The sequence below is a fragment of the Psychrobacillus sp. FSL H8-0510 genome, assembly GCF_038008345.1.
In the GTDB taxonomy this organism is placed as follows: Bacteria; Bacillota; Bacilli; order Bacillales_A; family Planococcaceae; genus Psychrobacillus; species Psychrobacillus psychrotolerans.
In genome coordinates this window covers 3,063,083-3,079,982 of sequence record NZ_JBBOYZ010000001.1, presented here as the reverse complement: position 1 = coordinate 3,079,982, position 16,900 = coordinate 3,063,083, and the positions used below count along the sequence as shown (strand labels likewise).

General features: G+C 36.3%; 17 protein-coding genes and 1 riboswitch. Of the genes, 15 read left to right on the top strand and 2 right to left on the bottom strand.

Annotated elements, in window-relative coordinates:
- Positions 1-17: 17 nt before the first annotated feature.
- Complete coding sequence (locus MHI40_RS15735; RefSeq protein ID WP_093538078.1) at positions 18-458, bottom strand: YtoQ family protein; 441 nt, start codon at positions 456-458, stop codon at positions 18-20.
- Between the two features lie 186 nt (positions 459-644).
- Here MHI40_RS15735 and MHI40_RS15730 point away from each other — a divergent pair, with 186 nt between their 5' ends.
- The 12 genes from MHI40_RS15730 to MHI40_RS15675 all read left to right on the top strand — a co-directional run bounded on the left by MHI40_RS15730 (position 645) and on the right by MHI40_RS15675 (position 9,770).
- Positions 645-1,211: a DUF4256 domain-containing protein gene (locus MHI40_RS15730; protein ID WP_340763462.1), complete on the top strand. Its 567-nt coding sequence runs from the start codon at positions 645-647 to the stop codon at positions 1,209-1,211.
- A gap of 118 nt (positions 1,212-1,329) precedes the next feature.
- The gene (locus tag MHI40_RS15725; RefSeq protein ID WP_340763461.1) at positions 1,330-1,983 is read left to right on the top strand and encodes a M48 family metallopeptidase; all 654 of its coding nucleotides are present in this window, start codon (positions 1,330-1,332) and stop codon (positions 1,981-1,983) included.
- Between the two features lie 248 nt (positions 1,984-2,231).
- Positions 2,232-2,384: a hypothetical protein gene (locus MHI40_RS15720; RefSeq protein ID WP_340763460.1), complete on the top strand. Its 153-nt coding sequence runs from the start codon at positions 2,232-2,234 to the stop codon at positions 2,382-2,384.
- A 315-nt stretch (positions 2,385-2,699) separates the two neighbouring features.
- Positions 2,700-3,128: a GNAT family N-acetyltransferase gene (locus MHI40_RS15715; protein ID WP_340763459.1), complete on the top strand. Its 429-nt coding sequence runs from the start codon at positions 2,700-2,702 to the stop codon at positions 3,126-3,128.
- A 187-nt stretch (positions 3,129-3,315) separates the two neighbouring features.
- Positions 3,316-3,738 carry an SRPBCC family protein gene (locus tag MHI40_RS15710; RefSeq protein ID WP_093538195.1) on the top strand — a complete coding sequence of 141 codons (423 nt, stop codon included), beginning with the start codon at positions 3,316-3,318 and terminating at the stop codon, positions 3,736-3,738.
- A 71-nt stretch (positions 3,739-3,809) separates the two neighbouring features.
- Positions 3,810-4,685, top strand: a complete 876-nt coding sequence (locus MHI40_RS15705; protein ID WP_340763458.1) for an aminoglycoside 6-adenylyltransferase — start codon at positions 3,810-3,812, stop codon at positions 4,683-4,685.
- 276 nt (positions 4,686-4,961) lie between these two features.
- Positions 4,962-5,801: a phosphate ABC transporter substrate-binding protein gene (locus MHI40_RS15700; RefSeq protein WP_340763457.1), complete on the top strand. Its 840-nt coding sequence runs from the start codon at positions 4,962-4,964 to the stop codon at positions 5,799-5,801.
- Positions 5,802-5,861: 60 nt separating this feature from the next.
- Positions 5,862-6,776 (top strand): phosphate ABC transporter permease subunit PstC, encoded by a 915-nt coding sequence (gene pstC, locus MHI40_RS15695; RefSeq protein ID WP_245762741.1) that lies wholly within the window; start codon positions 5,862-5,864, stop codon positions 6,774-6,776.
- 1 nt (position 6,777) lies between these two features.
- Positions 6,778-7,605, top strand: coding sequence for a phosphate ABC transporter permease PstA (pstA, locus tag MHI40_RS15690; RefSeq protein WP_093538084.1), 828 nt, complete (start codon positions 6,778-6,780; stop codon positions 7,603-7,605).
- A gap of 77 nt (positions 7,606-7,682) precedes the next feature.
- Positions 7,683-8,450, top strand: a complete 768-nt coding sequence (pstB, locus tag MHI40_RS15685; protein ID WP_340763454.1) for a phosphate ABC transporter ATP-binding protein PstB — start codon at positions 7,683-7,685, stop codon at positions 8,448-8,450.
- Positions 8,451-8,463: 13 nt separating this feature from the next.
- Positions 8,464-9,123: a phosphate signaling complex protein PhoU gene (gene phoU / locus MHI40_RS15680; RefSeq protein ID WP_340763452.1), complete on the top strand. Its 660-nt coding sequence runs from the start codon at positions 8,464-8,466 to the stop codon at positions 9,121-9,123.
- A 134-nt stretch (positions 9,124-9,257) separates the two neighbouring features.
- A complete protein-coding gene (locus tag MHI40_RS15675; protein ID WP_093538087.1) occupies positions 9,258-9,770 on the top strand; it encodes a YehS family protein in 513 nt (170 codons plus the stop codon).
- A 442-nt stretch (positions 9,771-10,212) separates the two neighbouring features.
- Here MHI40_RS15675 and dapA read toward each other — a convergent pair whose 3' ends face one another.
- A complete protein-coding gene (dapA, locus tag MHI40_RS15670) occupies positions 10,213-11,100 on the bottom strand; it encodes a 4-hydroxy-tetrahydrodipicolinate synthase (protein ID WP_340763451.1) in 888 nt (295 codons plus the stop codon).
- Between the two features lie 233 nt (positions 11,101-11,333).
- Positions 11,334-11,513, bottom strand: a riboswitch (Lysine riboswitch).
- Between the two features lie 310 nt (positions 11,514-11,823).
- On the opposite strand from dapA, the gene MHI40_RS15665 reads away from it, so the two are divergent.
- The 3 genes from MHI40_RS15665 to MHI40_RS15655 all read left to right on the top strand — a co-directional run bounded on the left by MHI40_RS15665 (position 11,824) and on the right by MHI40_RS15655 (position 16,898).
- Positions 11,824-13,011, top strand: a complete 1,188-nt coding sequence (locus tag MHI40_RS15665; RefSeq protein ID WP_340763450.1) for a DHH family phosphoesterase — start codon at positions 11,824-11,826, stop codon at positions 13,009-13,011.
- A gap of 232 nt (positions 13,012-13,243) precedes the next feature.
- Positions 13,244-14,308 (top strand): LLM class flavin-dependent oxidoreductase, encoded by a 1,065-nt coding sequence (locus MHI40_RS15660; protein WP_340763449.1) that lies wholly within the window; start codon positions 13,244-13,246, stop codon positions 14,306-14,308.
- Positions 14,309-14,525: 217 nt separating this feature from the next.
- Complete coding sequence (locus MHI40_RS15655; RefSeq protein ID WP_340763447.1) at positions 14,526-16,898, top strand: polyprenyl synthetase family protein; 2,373 nt, start codon at positions 14,526-14,528, stop codon at positions 16,896-16,898.
- Positions 16,899-16,900: the final 2 nt, after the last annotated feature.

Here is a 16,900-nt window from a genome sequence, read left to right as displayed (position 1 = left end):
TTTTATGTGTATTTATATCAATCAAAAATATAATGGATGACATCTATCGCTTGATCAACAGTTTCTACGGTTACATTCGCCTTGTTTGAAAGCTCTTTTAGTGGGTGAGTCAATGATTCAGGTCTAATAATAATCGTCGGCTTGTTCATAGCAATAGCCGTGCTAGCATCCATTGCAGTATTCCATTGTTTATATTTCTCCCCGAATAAAGCTATGACGATATCCGCTTTTTGCATTAAGACTTGTGTTCGGAAATTATTAATATCTGATGCAGCATCATCTTTATAAAGGTTAGATGGCTGTTTTCCTTGAATTTCTTCACCGATATTGTCTGAACGATCATGGTTTGTTTGAGGCCCTACAAATTCGAGAGGAAGATTTTTGGCGTTTGCTTTTTGTGCAACTTCTTCTCTCCAATCATCATGAATTTGACCTGCTAAATAAACAATAAGTTTCATGCTAATTCCTCCAATACTATTTGACTCTACTCATATAGTATCGAATTTAATGAAGTTTTCAAAGGGAACACCTAAATCTCCTTGCTTCAAATGAGGTGTCCTTCATTTAGCGTGAGCTTGAAATGAAGTTTAAACTGTGTGAAGATAAATTAAATAAGACTTGAGTTAAATTAGGAGGAGATATATATGACAAAACAAAATAGGCAGTTGTCACACGAGCAACGTGAGGAATTACTCGACATATTGAAGAACCGTTGTGAGAAAAATATGAACCGTCATGACGGGATGGAATGGAATAGTGTCCAATCAAAGCTAGAAGCGAATGATGATAAACTCTGGACACTCTATGAAATGGAGAGAACTGAAGGGGAACCTGATGTAGTGGGCTATGATAACGAGAATAACGAATATATTTTCATGGACTGTTCAGCAGAAAGCCCTAAAGGTCGCAGAAGTATTTGTTATGACCGTAAGGCATTGGATTCTAGGAAAAAAAATAAACCAGAGAATAGCGCTATAGATATGGCAACAGAGATGGGCATTGAACTTTTAACAGAGGAACAGTATCGAGAGTTGCAGAATCTTGGAAACTTCGATTTAAAAACGTCAAGTTGGGTGCAAACTCCTGACAATATAAGAAAACTTGGAGGAGCTATCTTTTGTGATAGTCGCTACGATACTGTCTTTACGTACCATAATGGAGCAGATTCCTATTATGCCGCAAGGGGATTCCGAGGCTCTCTAAGGGTTTAGAATTATACTTTGAATTGGAAGACGAAAATAAGTTGCCAAATTCTAATACAAAATTGATTAAAATAAATAATTTTATTAAAAAAAGGTTGGAAATTAATGTACAAAGTTAATGGTAGTTATGAAAGTTAAAGTTGAAAATACGATAATTGAATTTAATGTTCAGTATGGAAATGGAAAGAAGCTATCTATTCATATAGATTCATCAGGTTTCATTACTGTTAAAGCTCCAAAAGACACAAGTAAAGAAGTAATTAATGGAGCAATAGAAAGTAAAGGCACATGGATACTAGAGAAACTCGAGGAGATTAGAAAAGCTCGAGAATTACCTCAGGCAAGAGAGTATCATGCTAATGGCAAGTTCTTATACATGGGAGAAGAAAGATTTCTTCATGAATTAATAGATTGTAGTGATTTAAATGAAGAATTTCTTAAAAGAAATCTGAAGAAATTCTATATGACTAGATGCAAGGCTATTACCGAGGAACGTATAAAAATATATCAAAAACAGCTGAAAGTAAAACCTAAAATCATTGAAATAGTAGAATCTAAAGTTAAATGGGGTAGCTGTAGTTCAGGTAAAAAGATTACCTTTAATTTTCGTCTTGCTATGGCTCCCATTGAAGTAATCGATTATGTAATAATTCATGAGTTATGTCATATTACACATATGAATCATGATCGATCATTTTGGCGACGTGTGGGGAGTATTATGCCAGATTATAAAGAGAAGGAAGAGTATCTAGCAAGGCACAGTCAGTCAATGTCACTTTAAAAACAACTACACTGCTCAAAAGTGTAGTTGTTTTTTATTAAAACTTTATGTTAATAACATTCGTGACAAAGGATACGTTATAAATTTAATCTCGAATTATTAAAACTGTTCGGCTACAAAGAAAATCTAACTAAATTATATTTAACTGTGCTCATAACCTCCGTGTCCCTTAAGTAGTTGCATATTTTATAGAGAGGGGGAAGTTATATATTGTCCTCTTTGATTAATTTATAGGGGGAGGAATGGACATGCTGTTTTTTGAAGATGAAATACAGAAAGTAAGTAAAAAAGTAGGACAGGCGGAATGGAGTAAAATGCGATTACAAGACCCACGCATAAACGAACAATTGCAGAAGGATCAGAAAGCCCAGGATACAGAAGTATATGAAGTAGAGGATTAATCGTAGAAATCGCTTATGAAACGGTGGTAACTAATTGAGATAAAAGACGTTGCTTCACCCGGAAAGCTGGAGCTACGTCTTTTTTGTTTTAGGATAAGTATATAAAAATCACCTGGAATATTTCCGTTGCAGGTCGACGCTTTCCGCGTGGTAGATCGGTTTTTCTGATGAGGTTGAGTCTATAATATTTGTTTGTGTATATGTATAATTATAACAAATAGTATTACATAGACGGGGAGGTCATATTATTGTTACTCTACTTTTGATAAGTATCATCTATTCTAATATGTTAATAACATTAAGGAGATGATATTTATGAAATACAAAAATACAACCAGTGATATTTCCACCGATATGTTAGAAGGTTTTTTCGTAGATTGGCCAAATCCCCCCAGTCCCAAGACTCACTTAATAATGCTAAATAAAAGCAGTAAAGTAATTGTGGCGATTGATGAAAGTACTAATCAAGTAGTTGGATTTATTACTGCGATTAGTGATGGAGTTTTATCTGCCTATATTCCATTTCTGGAGGTTTTACCAGAATACAAAAAGAGAGGTATAGGCAAGGAATTAGTAAATCACATGCTAAAAGAACTTAATGACATTTATATGATTGATTTGTGTTGCGACGATGACTTGGTTCCTTATTATGATACGTTTGGAATGACTAAAACAAATGGTATGGTTTTAAGAAACTATAAAATTCAATCTGGCAATATAAAAAATTATGAGCAAAAAATCTAAAAGTGTAGTGTAAATCATTATCACTTAACAATAAAACTTTAAAAAGAGCGAATGGTGTTATATAAGGTAATTCCTCTAATGGTAGCCTAAGTTGTTTTAAACCAATTAAGTTCGGGGAAACTTAGAAGGAATAATGGATAGATTCAGCGAATTTAGAAAGAATGTATTAAAAAAGGGAGCTGGAAGAATGGATACTAATCGCTCATTAATAACAGTAGAAGCAATTATACATGCACCTGTGGAACAAGTATGGGAATATTGGACAGTACCTGCTCATATAACAAATTGGAATAATGCCTCGGAAGAATGGCATACGCCATACGCTGAAAATGATTTAAGAGCTGGGGGAAAATTTGTTTCTAGAATGGAAGCAAAAGATGGAAGCTTTGGCTTTGATTTTGGTGGCCTATATGATGAAGTGCGTTCTCATGAGTTCATCTCCTATACATTAGGGGATGGGAGAAAAGTTGAAATTACATTCATTCCTCAACAAAACGAAACGAAAGTGGTAGAAGTTTTTGAGCCTGAAACAACTAATCCAATTGAAATGCAACAAGAAGGTTGGCAGGCAATTTTAAACAATTTCAAAAAATATGCGGAGCAACAATAAATAAAAAGGTGCCTGTTTCTAATACAATTTTGTATTTGGAAACAGGCACCTTTTACTAAAGGAGAAAAAACATGAGAACTTCAGATGAAATATTTGAATTAGTTTTAGGTTACGCAGCAAATGATGAAAGGATTCGAGCAGTAGGGCTAAATGGTTCAAGGACGAACCCCAATGCTCCAAAAGACTTGTTTCAGGATTTTGATATTGTTTATGTGGTAACTGATGTGAATTCATTCATTGAAGATCCACATTGGATAGAGGTATTCGGTGAACTAATCATTATGCAAACTCCCGAGAATATGTCTATGTTTCCACCAGGTTTAGGTGGTAGGTTCTCCTACCTAATGTTGTTTACTGATGGAAACCGTATTGATCTTACGCTAGTTTCGAATGATGAAAAAGATACATATTACAAAGAGGATAAGTTAACGGTTATTTTAATGGACAAGGATAACGACTCTGCCGAACTCCTGCCCCCAACAGACGAGGATTATTGGGTAAAACGTCCTTCTGAAGAATTCTTCTCCGATTGCTGTAACGAGTTTTGGTGGGTATCTACATATGTGGCGAAGGGCTTGTGGAGAAGTGAAATTCTTTACGCAGCGGAGCATTTAAATAATATTATGAGACCGATGCTGTTAAAGATGCTTGAATGGAAGGTTGGTATTGAACACTCTTACTCCGTCAGTATAGGTAAATTTGGTAAGTACTTGGAGAAGTACCTATCCGAAGAGAATTGGCAAGAACTACTCTCCACTTATGCTGATGGAAGTTATAAAGATATGTGGAGAGCATTATTTGCAATGTTAGTTCTATTTCGTACCACAGCTATATTTGTAGCTGAAGGACTAGGTTATGAATATTCCAGAGAAGAGGATGCCAAAGTTACTGCATATCTAGAGCATATAAGCCATTTATCACCCACCGCAACGAAAATCTATGGATGAAAGTATGAAGTATTTGAAAGTGTAATTTCCAATTTTATTGTTGTACTCTGTAGAATAAATTTGAAATAAATGGAAAGTAATATAGTACTGATTTAGACTCATCCTAAGTAATTCTAAAGTAAGTTTTATAAATATTTAAAATAGACTGACTTGTTTTTAACTAAATTTACAAAAGCTTTACAATTGTAGTATTAAAAATTTACACTCTGCCTTTATTCTATAATTAGACAAAATACGTCATAGAACAGACATAACTTATTTTCTTGGAGGTAAGAAATGATTAGCTTGAATAAAGTGAAAATAGGATTGTTACTGCTGTCTATACTTACTGTATTAACAGCATGTTCAAACAATAACAAGGATACTACAGAGTCAAGTGGTAATAATGCAACAGTATCTATTTCCGGATCTACTTCCGTAGGACCACTAGCTGAAAAATTAGCAGCAAAATATACAGAGAAAGACAACACGAATATCGAGATAAATCAAATTGGTTCCTCAGCGGGAATTACAAACGCTATTAGTGGGGTGTCGGAGATAGGAATGTCTTCGCGTGATTTAAAAGAAGAAGAAGTTGCAAGTGGGTTGAATGAAGTAATTATTGCTTATGATGGAATTGTAGTAGTAACTCATCCAAGTAATAAAGTAAAAGATTTAACGATGGAGCAGGTTAAACAGATTTTTACTGGGGAAATAACAAACTGGAGTGAACTTGGTGGAGATGACTTAGAAATTGTAGTAGTTTCTCGCGAGGACGGATCAGGTTCACGGGATGCCTTTCAAGAAATAGTAGAATATAGCTCTGGAGAGTTAATCAGAAACTCGATCATTGCAAGCGGTAATGGAAATATTAAAACAACAGTTGCGAACAATAAACATGCAGTTGGTTTTATCTCTTTTGAGTATATTGATGAGAACATTTCAACAATTGACATTAATGGTGTAGAAGCTACAGCAGAAAATGTTTTACAAAAAAAATACAGCTTGTCTAGACCATTCTTGTTTGTCTATAAAGAAGGACAATTAACTGAGGCAGGACAGCAATTTATAGATTTTATACTAAGTGAAGAAGGACAACTCATTGCAGCAGAAGCAGGAGCTATCCCTATAAAGTAGATATAGATGAATTAGGAAGACAACAACATAAACTTTTGACTTACTTTTGGAGGAATAAGAGTGTCTATCCCAACAACTAACAAGCAGACCGTCGAAATCGGCAAAGCAAACAAGAGAAAGTATATGTTAGAGAAGGTGTCGCAAAGACTATTCTTAATTTGTGCACTTCTCTCCGTAATCACTTTATTGTTAATCATTGGATTTGTATTTTATAAAGGTGCCCATCCATTTGTAGCGGAGGGCTATAGCTTTATAGATTTTATATTTGGTAGTGATTGGGTACCGAGTGAAGATAAATTCGGTATATTCCCAATGATTGTTGCATCTATTTTTGCGACAATTGGAGCGTTAATCATTGGAGTTCCTATTGGTCTATTCACAGCTATTTTCTTAGCTGAAATTGCTTCAGAACGATTAGCAAAGATTATTTCACCAGCAGTACAATTACTAGCAGGTATTCCATCAGTGTTATATGGTGTGTTTGGACTTGCTATCATTGTTCCATTTTTACAAAATACTTTCGGTTTAGTGAAAGGGCAAAGCCTAATCGCAGTTATTCTAGTGCTAGCAATCATGATGTTACCAACCATTGTAACGGTTGCTGAAACTGCCATTCGTGCAGTGCCGCAAACATATCGTGAAGGATCACTAGCTCTCGGGGTATCGCAAATTGGGACAATTTTTAAAGTTATTGTACCAGCAGCAAAATCTGGTATTATGACTGCCATTGTATTAGGTCTTGGTCGTGCAATTGGAGAAACAATGGCAGTTATCTTAGTAGCTGGGAACAGCTTAATCGTGCCAACTAGCTTAACAGATAGTGTGCGTCCATTAACGACAAATATTGCTTTAGAAATGGGTTATGCATTCGGAACTCATCAAGAAATGTTATTTGCTACGGGAATTGTTTTATTCTCGTTTATCTTAATACTAAATTTTGTTTTAGCAAAAATAAGTTCCAAAGGAGGCAACTAAGATGAGACAATTTAAAGATAACTTACTCCGAGGACTTTTGTGGTTATCAGCTTTCTTATCAGTTGCCGTTCTTGTTATGATTGTAGGTTTTATCTTTTATAAGGGAATTGGTTTGATCAGCTTCGACTTTATCTTTGGTGATTATTCTCCAGATGGAGATGGTGGTATTTGGCCAATGATCGTAACGACTATATACACAGTCCTTATCTCGTTAGTCATCGCAACACCTATTGGAATATTGGCAGCCGTTTATCTACAGGAATATGCAAAACAAGGCCGATTAGTAAGACTAATACGATTTGCAACGGAAAGTTTAACAGGAATACCATCTATTATTTACGGTTTGTTTGGAGCGGTGTTCTTTGTTACAACATTAAAATTAGGTATGTCGATATTAGCAGCTTCATTAACTCTAACGATTATTGTATTACCTGTAATTATACGGACAACTGAAGAAGCTTTAAAAACAGTTCCAGGTTCGTACCGAGAAGGTTCACTAGCGCTTGGGACAACAAAATTACAAACGCTGTATAAAGTAATTTTACCAAGCTCAATGCCGGGTATACTATCTGGTATTATCCTTTCAGTCGGAAGAATTGTTGGTGAGTCAGCTGCTATCTTCTTAACTGCTGGAACCGTGGCAGCTATGCCAGACAGCATTCTATCATCTGCTAGAACCTTAACTGTTCATTCGTATCTAGTTACACAAGAATCTGGAGATATTGAACTTGCTGCAGCTGTAGGTATAGTTTTAATCGTAATTATATTAGCAATTAACCTTTCGGCAACATATATTTCGAAAAAATTTAACAGAGCTACAAATAAATAAGAGTATGTTAAGTCCACAGTAATTGAACATGCAGAGCTAATGACCAAATAAATTACGTAGGGAAGGTATTTTAGCATATGGAGCAAAGTAAAGAAGCAACTATAATCAATGTAAGAGATTTAAATTTATTTTATGGCGAGAAACAAGCATTATTCGGAGTCGATCTTGCTATTCAGGAAAAAGAGGTTACAGCTTTAATCGGTCCATCTGGCTGTGGGAAATCTACTTTTTTACGCACACTAAATCGTATGAATGATTTAATCGGTGGTGTGAAAATTACAGGAGAAATTGTCATTGATCATGAAGATATTTATAAATCTAATGATGTTATCAAACTCAGAACGAAGGTAGGAATGGTATTTCAAAAACCAAATCTATTTCCTATGAGTATTTATGACAACGTGGCTTACGGACCAAAAATGCAAGGTATTAAAAACAAAAAAGAATTAAATATAATTGTAGAAGAAAGTTTACGTAGTGCAGCAATTTGGGATGAAGTAAAAGATCGTCTTAAAACATCGGCTCTAGGATTGTCAGGCGGTCAGCAACAACGTGTATGTATTGCTCGTGCAATAGCGATGAAACCTGATATTATTTTAATGGACGAGCCTACTTCCGCATTAGACCCGATTTCTACTCTAAAAATAGAAGAACTAATCACCAATATGAAAGAAGATTATACAATTGTTATTGTGACACATAACATGCAACAGGCTGCTCGAATCTCCGATAAAACCGCATTTTTCTTAAATGGAGAAGTAGTAGAATACGATGATACAGATAATATTTTCTCCACCCCGCAGGATCAGAGAACAGAAGACTATGTTACAGGTCGATTTGGATAATAGGAGGTTACCAATGGGTATTCGTGTAAACTTTGAAAATAATTTAGAAGAACTAAAGAGTAAGATTATCGAAATGGGTGAACTCTCAGTTGTCGCTCTAGAAAAATCTTTTAAGGCTTTAAAAACACAGGATGTGGAGATCGCTCTAAAAGTAATTGAAGGAGATACAGCGATTGATAATCTTGAAATAGAAGTAAATCAGTTCTCCATATGGATGATAGCAAAAGAATCACCTGTTTCCAGAGATTTACGTGAAATAATTGGTGTCCTTAAAATTTCATCTGAAATTGAACGGGTCGCAGATTTTGCTGTAAATATTGCAAAAGCAACGATTAAAATCGGCAATACTGAATCTTTACTAGATATTACCCATCTAGAAAAGATGAAAGATATATCGATTGAAATGCTTCGAAAAGCATTACAATCATTCTTAGAGGAAAATATCCTGCTTGCTAAAGAAGTGGGAGATTTAGAGGACAATGTAGATCAATATAGTAGAGAGACATATAAAAAACTTACTGCTTATCTAAGTGAACATCCAGAAGAAACAAGTCAGCTTGTACAATTATTATTTGTTAATCGCTTTTTAGAGAGAACGGCAGACCATATTACGAATATCGCTGAAAGCACAGCTTATTTGATAAAAGGTCAAATATATGATTTCAATTCATAGGCAAATGAAATCGAACTGGTGGAGAAAATGAAAAATTTCTCTTCCAGTTTTTTTATACTAGCTCACATTGTGCTATTCTAGTAATGATTAGTTCCGTATGATATCTACTTATGCGGACATTGGGAGGTTTATAAATGGAGAATAATGATATATTAATCAGATTGAGATATGCCCTTGATATAAAGAATAAGGATATGGTAGAGGTATTTAAACTTGGTGGTGTGGAAGTAACTAAAGAGGAAGTTCTCAAAATTCTTACCAAAGCAAAAGAGGAAAGTGAAGAGGAAGAAGTAGTAGAGGATGAAAACCACATCAAGTGTAATAATAAAATGTTAGAATCGTTTTTGAATGGACTAATCACACATAAAAGAGGCAAGCAGGATCCAAAACCGGAACAGCCAGCAGATACGGAGCCAGTTGTACAGCAGAAGGATCACGTGAATAATATGCTGTTGAAAAAGCTTAAAGTAGCTCTACAATTAACAACAGAAGATATGCTAGATGTGTTGCATGATGGTGGTATTGTAGTTTCAAAAGGTGAGCTTGGAGCTATTTTACGAAAACCAGGTCATCGTAATTATAAAGAATGCGGAGACAATTTTGCGCGCAAATTCCTTAAAGGCTTAGCGGTTAAATATAGAAGTTAAATTAAAAAAGAGCGAATTCCAGTAGTACTGGGAATTCGCTCATTTAGTATAGTCATAAGAAATGGTGCAATTCATTTCATTCCTCAACATCCTGAAAGGATGATTAGAAGTGGAAATATATCCTGTTGCGGCAGTAAATCATGGCAGTCCGCGAGTAATCAGAGAGGGAGCGCGAGTATTCCATTCTTCTCCGCGAGTAAGCATTGGTCGATAACGAGTATTCACCAATCGACCGCGAGAAAGGACGATTCGAGTTACTTCTTAAATGGAAATATATCCAGTTGCGCCAGTAAATCATGGCAGTCCGCGAGTAACCAGAGAGGGAGCGCGAGTATTCCATTCTTCTCCGCGGGTAAGCATTGGCCGACCGCGAGTATATGATCTTTCATGTCCACGAATTAAAGAAAAAAGAGCGAATTCCAGCAGTTGGAATTCGCTCTTTTTAAGACTTTACGCCTTCTGGTAGTGTAGTTAATACTTCCTTTAAAGTAGTTAGTTCCTCAGCATTTAAAGGAACCATAGGTAGGCGAACTCCACCCACTGGAACGCCTTTTAAATTTAATGCTGTTTTAACAGGTGTAGGATTTGGAGCTGCAAATAATGCTTTCATGACGGGTAATAGTCTGCGATGATCCTTTGCAGCTTCTCTTACATTTCCATTATTGAACTTTGCGATCATTGCTTGCATTTCATTTCCAATAATATGCGAAGCTACGGAAATAACTCCCGTTCCACCAATTGATAGTACCGGAATTGTTAAACCGTCATCGCCACTATACAGTGAAAAGTCCTCACAAGTATTACTAATAATCTCAGACATAGTGTCCAAATTGCCGCCAGCTTCTTTGATTGCAACGATATTTGGAATCTCAGAAAGTCGGATGATGGTATCTAATGACATGTTGACCACGCTTCGACCTGGAATATTGTATAGCATAATAGGCAATGATGTTGTTGCAGCAATTGTTTGGAAGTGTTGGTACAAGCCCTCTTGAGATGGTTTGTTATAATAAGGAACAACAAGCATAATACCATCGACACCAGCATCAGTAGCCTGTTTTGTTAAATTGATAGAAGCTTTTGTGCTATATGAGCCGGTTCCAGCAATAACTGGCACTCTACCATTCACAACTTCAACTGTAAATTTAAACAGCTGTACTTTTTCTTCATCAGTTAACGTCGGAGACTCTCCGGTTGTTCCAGACACAACCAAACCTTGTGTTCCATTGGCGATTAAGTAATTTATTAAGTTTCTTGTAGCTGGAAAATCTATATCCTCATTATGATCAAAAGGAGTAACCATAGCAGTTAATATTTGTCCGAAATTCATAACTTCTCCACATCCTATAATTTATTATTAAAAATTCAGGGAGAAGGGCTTCATCAATTACACTTCGGTGTAATTGCGTCCAGATTTTGAATTGCGCTAGCGCAATTAACTCCAAAGTCTGTGACATCCACCGGAGGCTTAACTTGAGATTTGTTTTGTAGTCAAGTTAAGTAAACGCGAAAAAGCAACAACGAGGGCTCGTTGTTGCAGTAGAAATAGAGTAATATTTCTGTGCGTAAGATAGCCCTCCATATAGTCTCCTATATGACAATTCAGTGTTTGTTCAACAGCTGAACCAGCTTCAAGAAAAATGAGATTCTATCGACTTCGGCAAATTCCCCTTTCCACAAATGTCCTAGGATCTCATTATCCTCTAATTGTGTACTAATGGTTTTTGCGCCTCTATCCTTACTTCAAATATAATTGAAATAAGAGAATATTTAATTATTAAAATAATACATGACTTTTAATACTATTGCAACAGTTTACCTGTAAAATAAATATTAAGTAGTAAAATCCGTCAAAGTTGATCTTCACTCCAGGTGCATGCTTTCCGCGGATATGGCTTCACTCCTCGTCACTGGAGTCGCCACCTTGCGCTACAATCAACGGAGTCCAATTTTATATTGATAAAAGTAATTTGAAATTGACCCAAATAACTTTTAAATTAGTTTATTAATAAGTTTCGTATGTAAAAACCATACTATATAAGAGGTGAAGAGAATGTATAAATTATTGTCCCATAATGATTTAGATGGTGTCGGATGTGGTATTTTAGCAAAGCTAGCATTTGGTGAGAATGTAAAGGTGCGCTATAATTCGATTTCATCTCTTAATCGGGAGATTGAATATTTTTTAGAAAATGATGAACCTGATACATTTTTATTCGTAACGGATTTGACGCCAAACGGGGATAATGAAAAACGATTAAATGATTTTTACAATGCAAATGGGAAGGTACAACTAATCGATCATCATAAATCAGCGTTGCACTTTAATGATTATGAATGGGGATATATTTTAGTGGAAGATCAGGAAGGCAAATTAACTTCTGCTACATCCTTATTATATGAGTACCTTGTATCCAACAAATTATTGGAACCAACTGCTGCAGTAACAGAATTTGTAGAATTAGTTAGACAGTATGATACATGGGAATGGGAAAAGAACGGGAATCATCAGGCACATTCCCTAAACTCATTGTTCTATTTAATATCGATGGAAGAATTTGAAGAAAAAATAATGGAACGACTTCGTACGAGTGACCATTTTGATTTTGATGAATTTGAAAAGAAAATATTGAAAATGGAATCTGAGAAGATTGATCGCTATATTCGTCGCAAGAAAAGAGAGATTGTACAGGCAAAAGTGGGAGACCATATTGCTGGGGTGGTCTATGCAGAAACGTATCATTCGGAGTTAGGTAATGAACTTGGCAAAGAGTTTCCACATCTCGATTACATCGCAATTGTAATCATGGGAGGAAAAAGAATTTCTCTTCGTACAATTTATGATCATGTCGATGTTTCGGAAGTTGCTGGACAGTTCGGCGGCGGAGGACATCAAAAAGCATCAGGATGTACTTTAACGGAGGAAGCATATAAGTTATTTGTTTTGGACACTTTCCATCTGTCCTCAATACCAGAAGATGCAAAAAGAAATCAGTATAATTTGAAACAATCGGCTTTCGGTTCGTTTTATAAAAATAGGAATAATGACACGTTCATCTTATATTCTAAAAATGATCAAGATTGGATTCTCGAAAAAAATAAAATCGAATTAGAAGAAACCTTTACAAGCTTTGAAGATGGCGAACGTTTCTTAAAGAGAAACTATGAGGCAGCTTTAGTAAGGGATGATCTGTTTGTCGATTATTTAATGAGTGAAGTGAAGAAGAGAGAGGAAGCTTGAGGACAAGGGTTACTGAGTTTTACTGGCGTTCACTCTATTGAATACTAGCGGATGGTTCCTTACATACTCGCTCTCGAGTTATTTTTACCCGTGAAACAGAATATCATTCCAAAATCCTCTTTCTCCAATGAAACTGATAAATTGAATATAAATAGGATAATAAGGTATCATTAAGGCCGAAAGCATCCTTATATAAACAATTGAACGCAATAATGATTGGGGGAAAAATTAAGTGGAAATTGGTATAACAACGTTTGTGGAAACCACTCCAGATGTAAAAACTGGAAAAGTAATTAGCCATGCGGAGCGTATTCGTGAGGTAGTGGAAGAAATAGTATTAGCAGATGAAGTTGGGCTAGATGTATTCGGTGTAGGAGAACATCATCGCAAGGATTATGCGGCTTCCGCCCCAGCAGTACTTCTGGCTGCAGCTGCGTCAAGGACGAAGAGTATAAGACTTACTAGTGCTGTAACAGTACTTTCATCGGATGATCCAGTGCGAGTATTTGAGGAATTTTCTACATTAGACGCTATTTCCAATGGTCGAGCAGAGATCATGGCAGGGCGTGGTTCCTTTATCGAATCTTTCCCACTCTTTGGATATGATTTAAAGGATTATGATGAATTGTATGAAGAAAAGTTAGATTTACTCTTAAAAATACGTGAGTCTGAAATGGTTTCATGGAGTGGTAAGCATCGAGCTGCGATTCAGAATCGTGGGGTTTATCCACGTCCCGTACAAGACCCACTTCCCGTTTGGATTGCGAGCGGTGGAACACCGCAATCTGTTGCTCGAGCTGGATTCCTTGGATTGCCACTAGTGTTGGCAATTATCGGAGGTAGCCCACTCCAGTTTGAGCCACTCGTAAAACTGTATAAGAAAGCCGCGACTCAAGCAGGACATGATGTATCAAAGTTAACGGTTGCATCGCACTCGCACGGGTTTGTGGCAGAATCTACGGATATTGCAGTAGAAAAATTTTTCCCACCAACACAGCAAGCAATGAACGTTATAGGAAGAGAGCGCGGATGGGGCCAGTATACTCGTTCGACATTCGATGATGCACGTAGCTTGGAAGGTGCTTTATACGTTGGAGATGTGAAGACAGTAGCCGAAAAGATTATATTCCTACGTAAAAATGTGGGTATTACTCGCTTTATGCTGCATGTACCAGTTGGATCAATGCCTCATGAAGACGTGATGAAAGCAATTGAACTACTTGGCAAAGAAGTGGCACCAATTGTTCGTGCAGAAATAGATAGATGGGAATCAGCTGGTGAAGTTGAAAGTAATTAATTTATTTCTGCGTATCAGTTTATAAAGAAGATAAAAAAGGGGACGATTTTCGTTCTCTTTTTTTTGTTTTTGCTATTATGAAGCAGCGGTTTGACTCATAGAAATAGAAAGAGGAATAATTCTGTAGCTTAAAGTAAATCATCAATACGTTGAATGTTATAATTATAATAGTAATTGGAGTGGAATTTATAAATAAGAAGTGAAGGTGAGTAATGATATGAACAAAGAATTAATCATTAATACCGATGCTTGTTACAAGCAGGCAGAAGAGAAGGCCAATCATTATTTTCAATCACTTTATACGCAGGTTCAACAGAAGACATATGTGAAAGTTCTTACAGAAGATATACATTTGTGGAAACATAATCATATACGACACCATTCAATACTTTCTCTGTTTTCCAGGGGGAAAGGAAAAGCTAATGCTAGTGGATATCACAGTTATATAAAGTGGCTAAATTATACAGGGAAATTAGATAATTATTTGAATCGAAGCATTTCATATATATTTATGAGAGATTTAGGAAAAGCGTTGAATTCCCCAGAAACGGAAAGTCGAATCCGAAATGTAGTGGGAAGTTTGAAAACTCATCTTATCTCTTCAGCAACAGATCGAGAGAATGATAGTGAAATGTTCAATATGACTGCCTTGTATCGCCTGGCTCAGAAAGAAGGCGTGGAATCGACTTTCATCTGGCTGATCAATAAGTTAAAAAATGTATCCGCTAATATTCCTACAGGGATGGAGGCTGAGCATGCCCAACGAAAACTTATTAAAATCATTGCAGGGGTAATCATGCAAGAAATAGAAGAAATGAATGGGGATGTTTCTCCAGAAGAGCGAAAGTATAGGCTTGATAAAGCGATAAGGCTAGGGTTTTCCTATGGACTTACGTATCCATTTATTGACGATCTTCTAGATGCCAAAATTCTAACAGTAGAGGAAGAAAAACAATATGCTAATCTGATACGCACTACCCTTACTACGGGAATAGTTCCCGAACTAGGTGATTGGAAAGGGGAAAATGCGGAACTGATTGGTTATATTCACTCAGAACTTAGTGAAGCATTTGAATATATTAAGGAACATCAGCGACCAGAGACAAGAAATAACTTTTTCGAGCAATCTTATGTGTTTTTCAACTCTCAAGAAGTGGATCGCAAAAATGATTTGGCTTATCCAGAATATACGAATGAGGAGCTTTATATACCAGTCATTCTAAAATCTGCATCTTCTCGATTGATTGTTCGTTCTGTAATTGGTGCTTCTGAGGATGAAGGTTTTGACAGTCGAACATTTTTTTACGGAATCTACAATCAACTTGCGGATGATTTTGCAGATATGTTTGATGATATGGAGGAAGGGGCGGTAACTCCCTACACATATTACTTGAAGTATCACGATAAACGGCCAGATCTCATAAATCCATTTGAAATGTACTGGACAGTAATCTCTAATTTGATTCATCATGTTTATGATTCGGATCAAATGACGCGTGAAGTTATTTTAGACCGAGCTATCAACGGTCTTAAAAGATTTAAGGAGCGGGTAGGTTCCGGAAAATATAAGGAGGTAATGAACCTTTTTGCTTCTGGAAACCCTACTTTCAATAAACTAATCCAAGAGATGGTTCGAAAAGCAGATGATGTAGATTTCTTCGATAAGCTACTGCGTGACCATATGATTACAAGCTTGAAAAATAATAGACAGGGACAGGAAGAATTTATAGAAAACGCCAAAACTATACGAAGTCAGATTAACGAAGTTCTAGATCTCCCAAAACCTGATAAGTCGCCTGATTCCATTATAGATGCTGCGAATTACAGTCTACAAGGTGATGGAAAACGTTTAAGACCAATAGTCACTTGGTTTATGGGAGTCAATGCATATGGGTTAAAGAGCTCAGAGCTAGAACCACTTTTAAAATCATTAGAGTATATGCATACAGCTTCTCTCATTTTTGACGATCTTCCATCTCAAGATAATGCTTCACTCCGCAGAGGTCGGCCTACCCTCCATGAGGTTTATAATGTTTCCATCGCAGAGTTAACAGGACTTTTCTTGACTCAGAAAGCTATTTGGGAGCAAACGACATTGGATCAGTTCGATTCGAAAGCTGTGTTGAAACTCATCCAGTATTCTGCCCAAGTGACGGCCGATATGTGTAGAGGTCAGGCAATGGACTTAAATTCAAAAGGCGAACAATTATCTTTGGACCAATTAAATAACATGTGCTTCTACAAAACTGGACTTGGATTTGAAGCATCTATTCTAATGCCTGCAATCCTTGCCAATACTAGTGAATTAGAAATTGAAGCATTGAAAAAGTTTGCACGCCATGCAGGTATTGCATTTCAGATTAAAGATGACCTCCTTGATGTAGAAGGAGAAACAGCTTTGTTAGGGAAAACCGTTGGGAAGGATTCCGAAAATAACAGCTCTACTTTCGTTTCTATATTAGGGGTTGAAGATGCCAAAAAAGAGATGTGGGAAAATTACTGTGTTGCGATGGAATCATTACATGACGTGCCACGAGATACAACTTTTTTGAAGCATTTTTTGGATTATATTATTAATCGAGACAAGTAGAC

Excerpts from the sequence above, each read along its gene's own strand:
- MHI40_RS15720 (WP_340763460.1), top strand. The coding sequence starts at position 2,232 with ATGCTGTTTTTTGAAGATGAAATACAGAAAGTAAGTAAAAAAGTAGGA.
- dapA (WP_340763451.1), bottom strand. The coding sequence starts at position 11,100 with ATGAATTTCGGACAAATATTAACTGCTATGGTTACTCCTTTTGATCAT.
- phoU (WP_340763452.1), top strand. The coding sequence starts at position 8,464 with ATGGGTATTCGTGTAAACTTTGAAAATAATTTAGAAGAACTAAAGAGT.
- MHI40_RS15705 (WP_340763458.1), top strand. The coding sequence starts at position 3,810 with ATGAGAACTTCAGATGAAATATTTGAATTAGTTTTAGGTTACGCAGCA.
- MHI40_RS15700 (WP_340763457.1), top strand. The coding sequence starts at position 4,962 with ATGATTAGCTTGAATAAAGTGAAAATAGGATTGTTACTGCTGTCTATA.
- MHI40_RS15675 (WP_093538087.1), top strand. The coding sequence starts at position 9,258 with ATGGAGAATAATGATATATTAATCAGATTGAGATATGCCCTTGATATA.
- pstA (WP_093538084.1), top strand. The coding sequence starts at position 6,778 with ATGAGACAATTTAAAGATAACTTACTCCGAGGACTTTTGTGGTTATCA.
- MHI40_RS15655 (WP_340763447.1), top strand. The coding sequence starts at position 14,526 with ATGAACAAAGAATTAATCATTAATACCGATGCTTGTTACAAGCAGGCA.
- MHI40_RS15715 (WP_340763459.1), top strand. The coding sequence starts at position 2,700 with ATGAAATACAAAAATACAACCAGTGATATTTCCACCGATATGTTAGAA.
- MHI40_RS15665 (WP_340763450.1), top strand. The coding sequence starts at position 11,824 with ATGTATAAATTATTGTCCCATAATGATTTAGATGGTGTCGGATGTGGT.
- MHI40_RS15725 (WP_340763461.1), top strand. The coding sequence starts at position 1,330 with ATGAAAGTTAAAGTTGAAAATACGATAATTGAATTTAATGTTCAGTAT.
- MHI40_RS15710 (WP_093538195.1), top strand. The coding sequence starts at position 3,316 with ATGGATACTAATCGCTCATTAATAACAGTAGAAGCAATTATACATGCA.
- MHI40_RS15735 (WP_093538078.1), bottom strand. The coding sequence starts at position 458 with ATGAAACTTATTGTTTATTTAGCAGGTCAAATTCATGATGATTGGAGA.
- pstB (WP_340763454.1), top strand. The coding sequence starts at position 7,683 with ATGGAGCAAAGTAAAGAAGCAACTATAATCAATGTAAGAGATTTAAAT.
- MHI40_RS15730 (WP_340763462.1), top strand. The coding sequence starts at position 645 with ATGACAAAACAAAATAGGCAGTTGTCACACGAGCAACGTGAGGAATTA.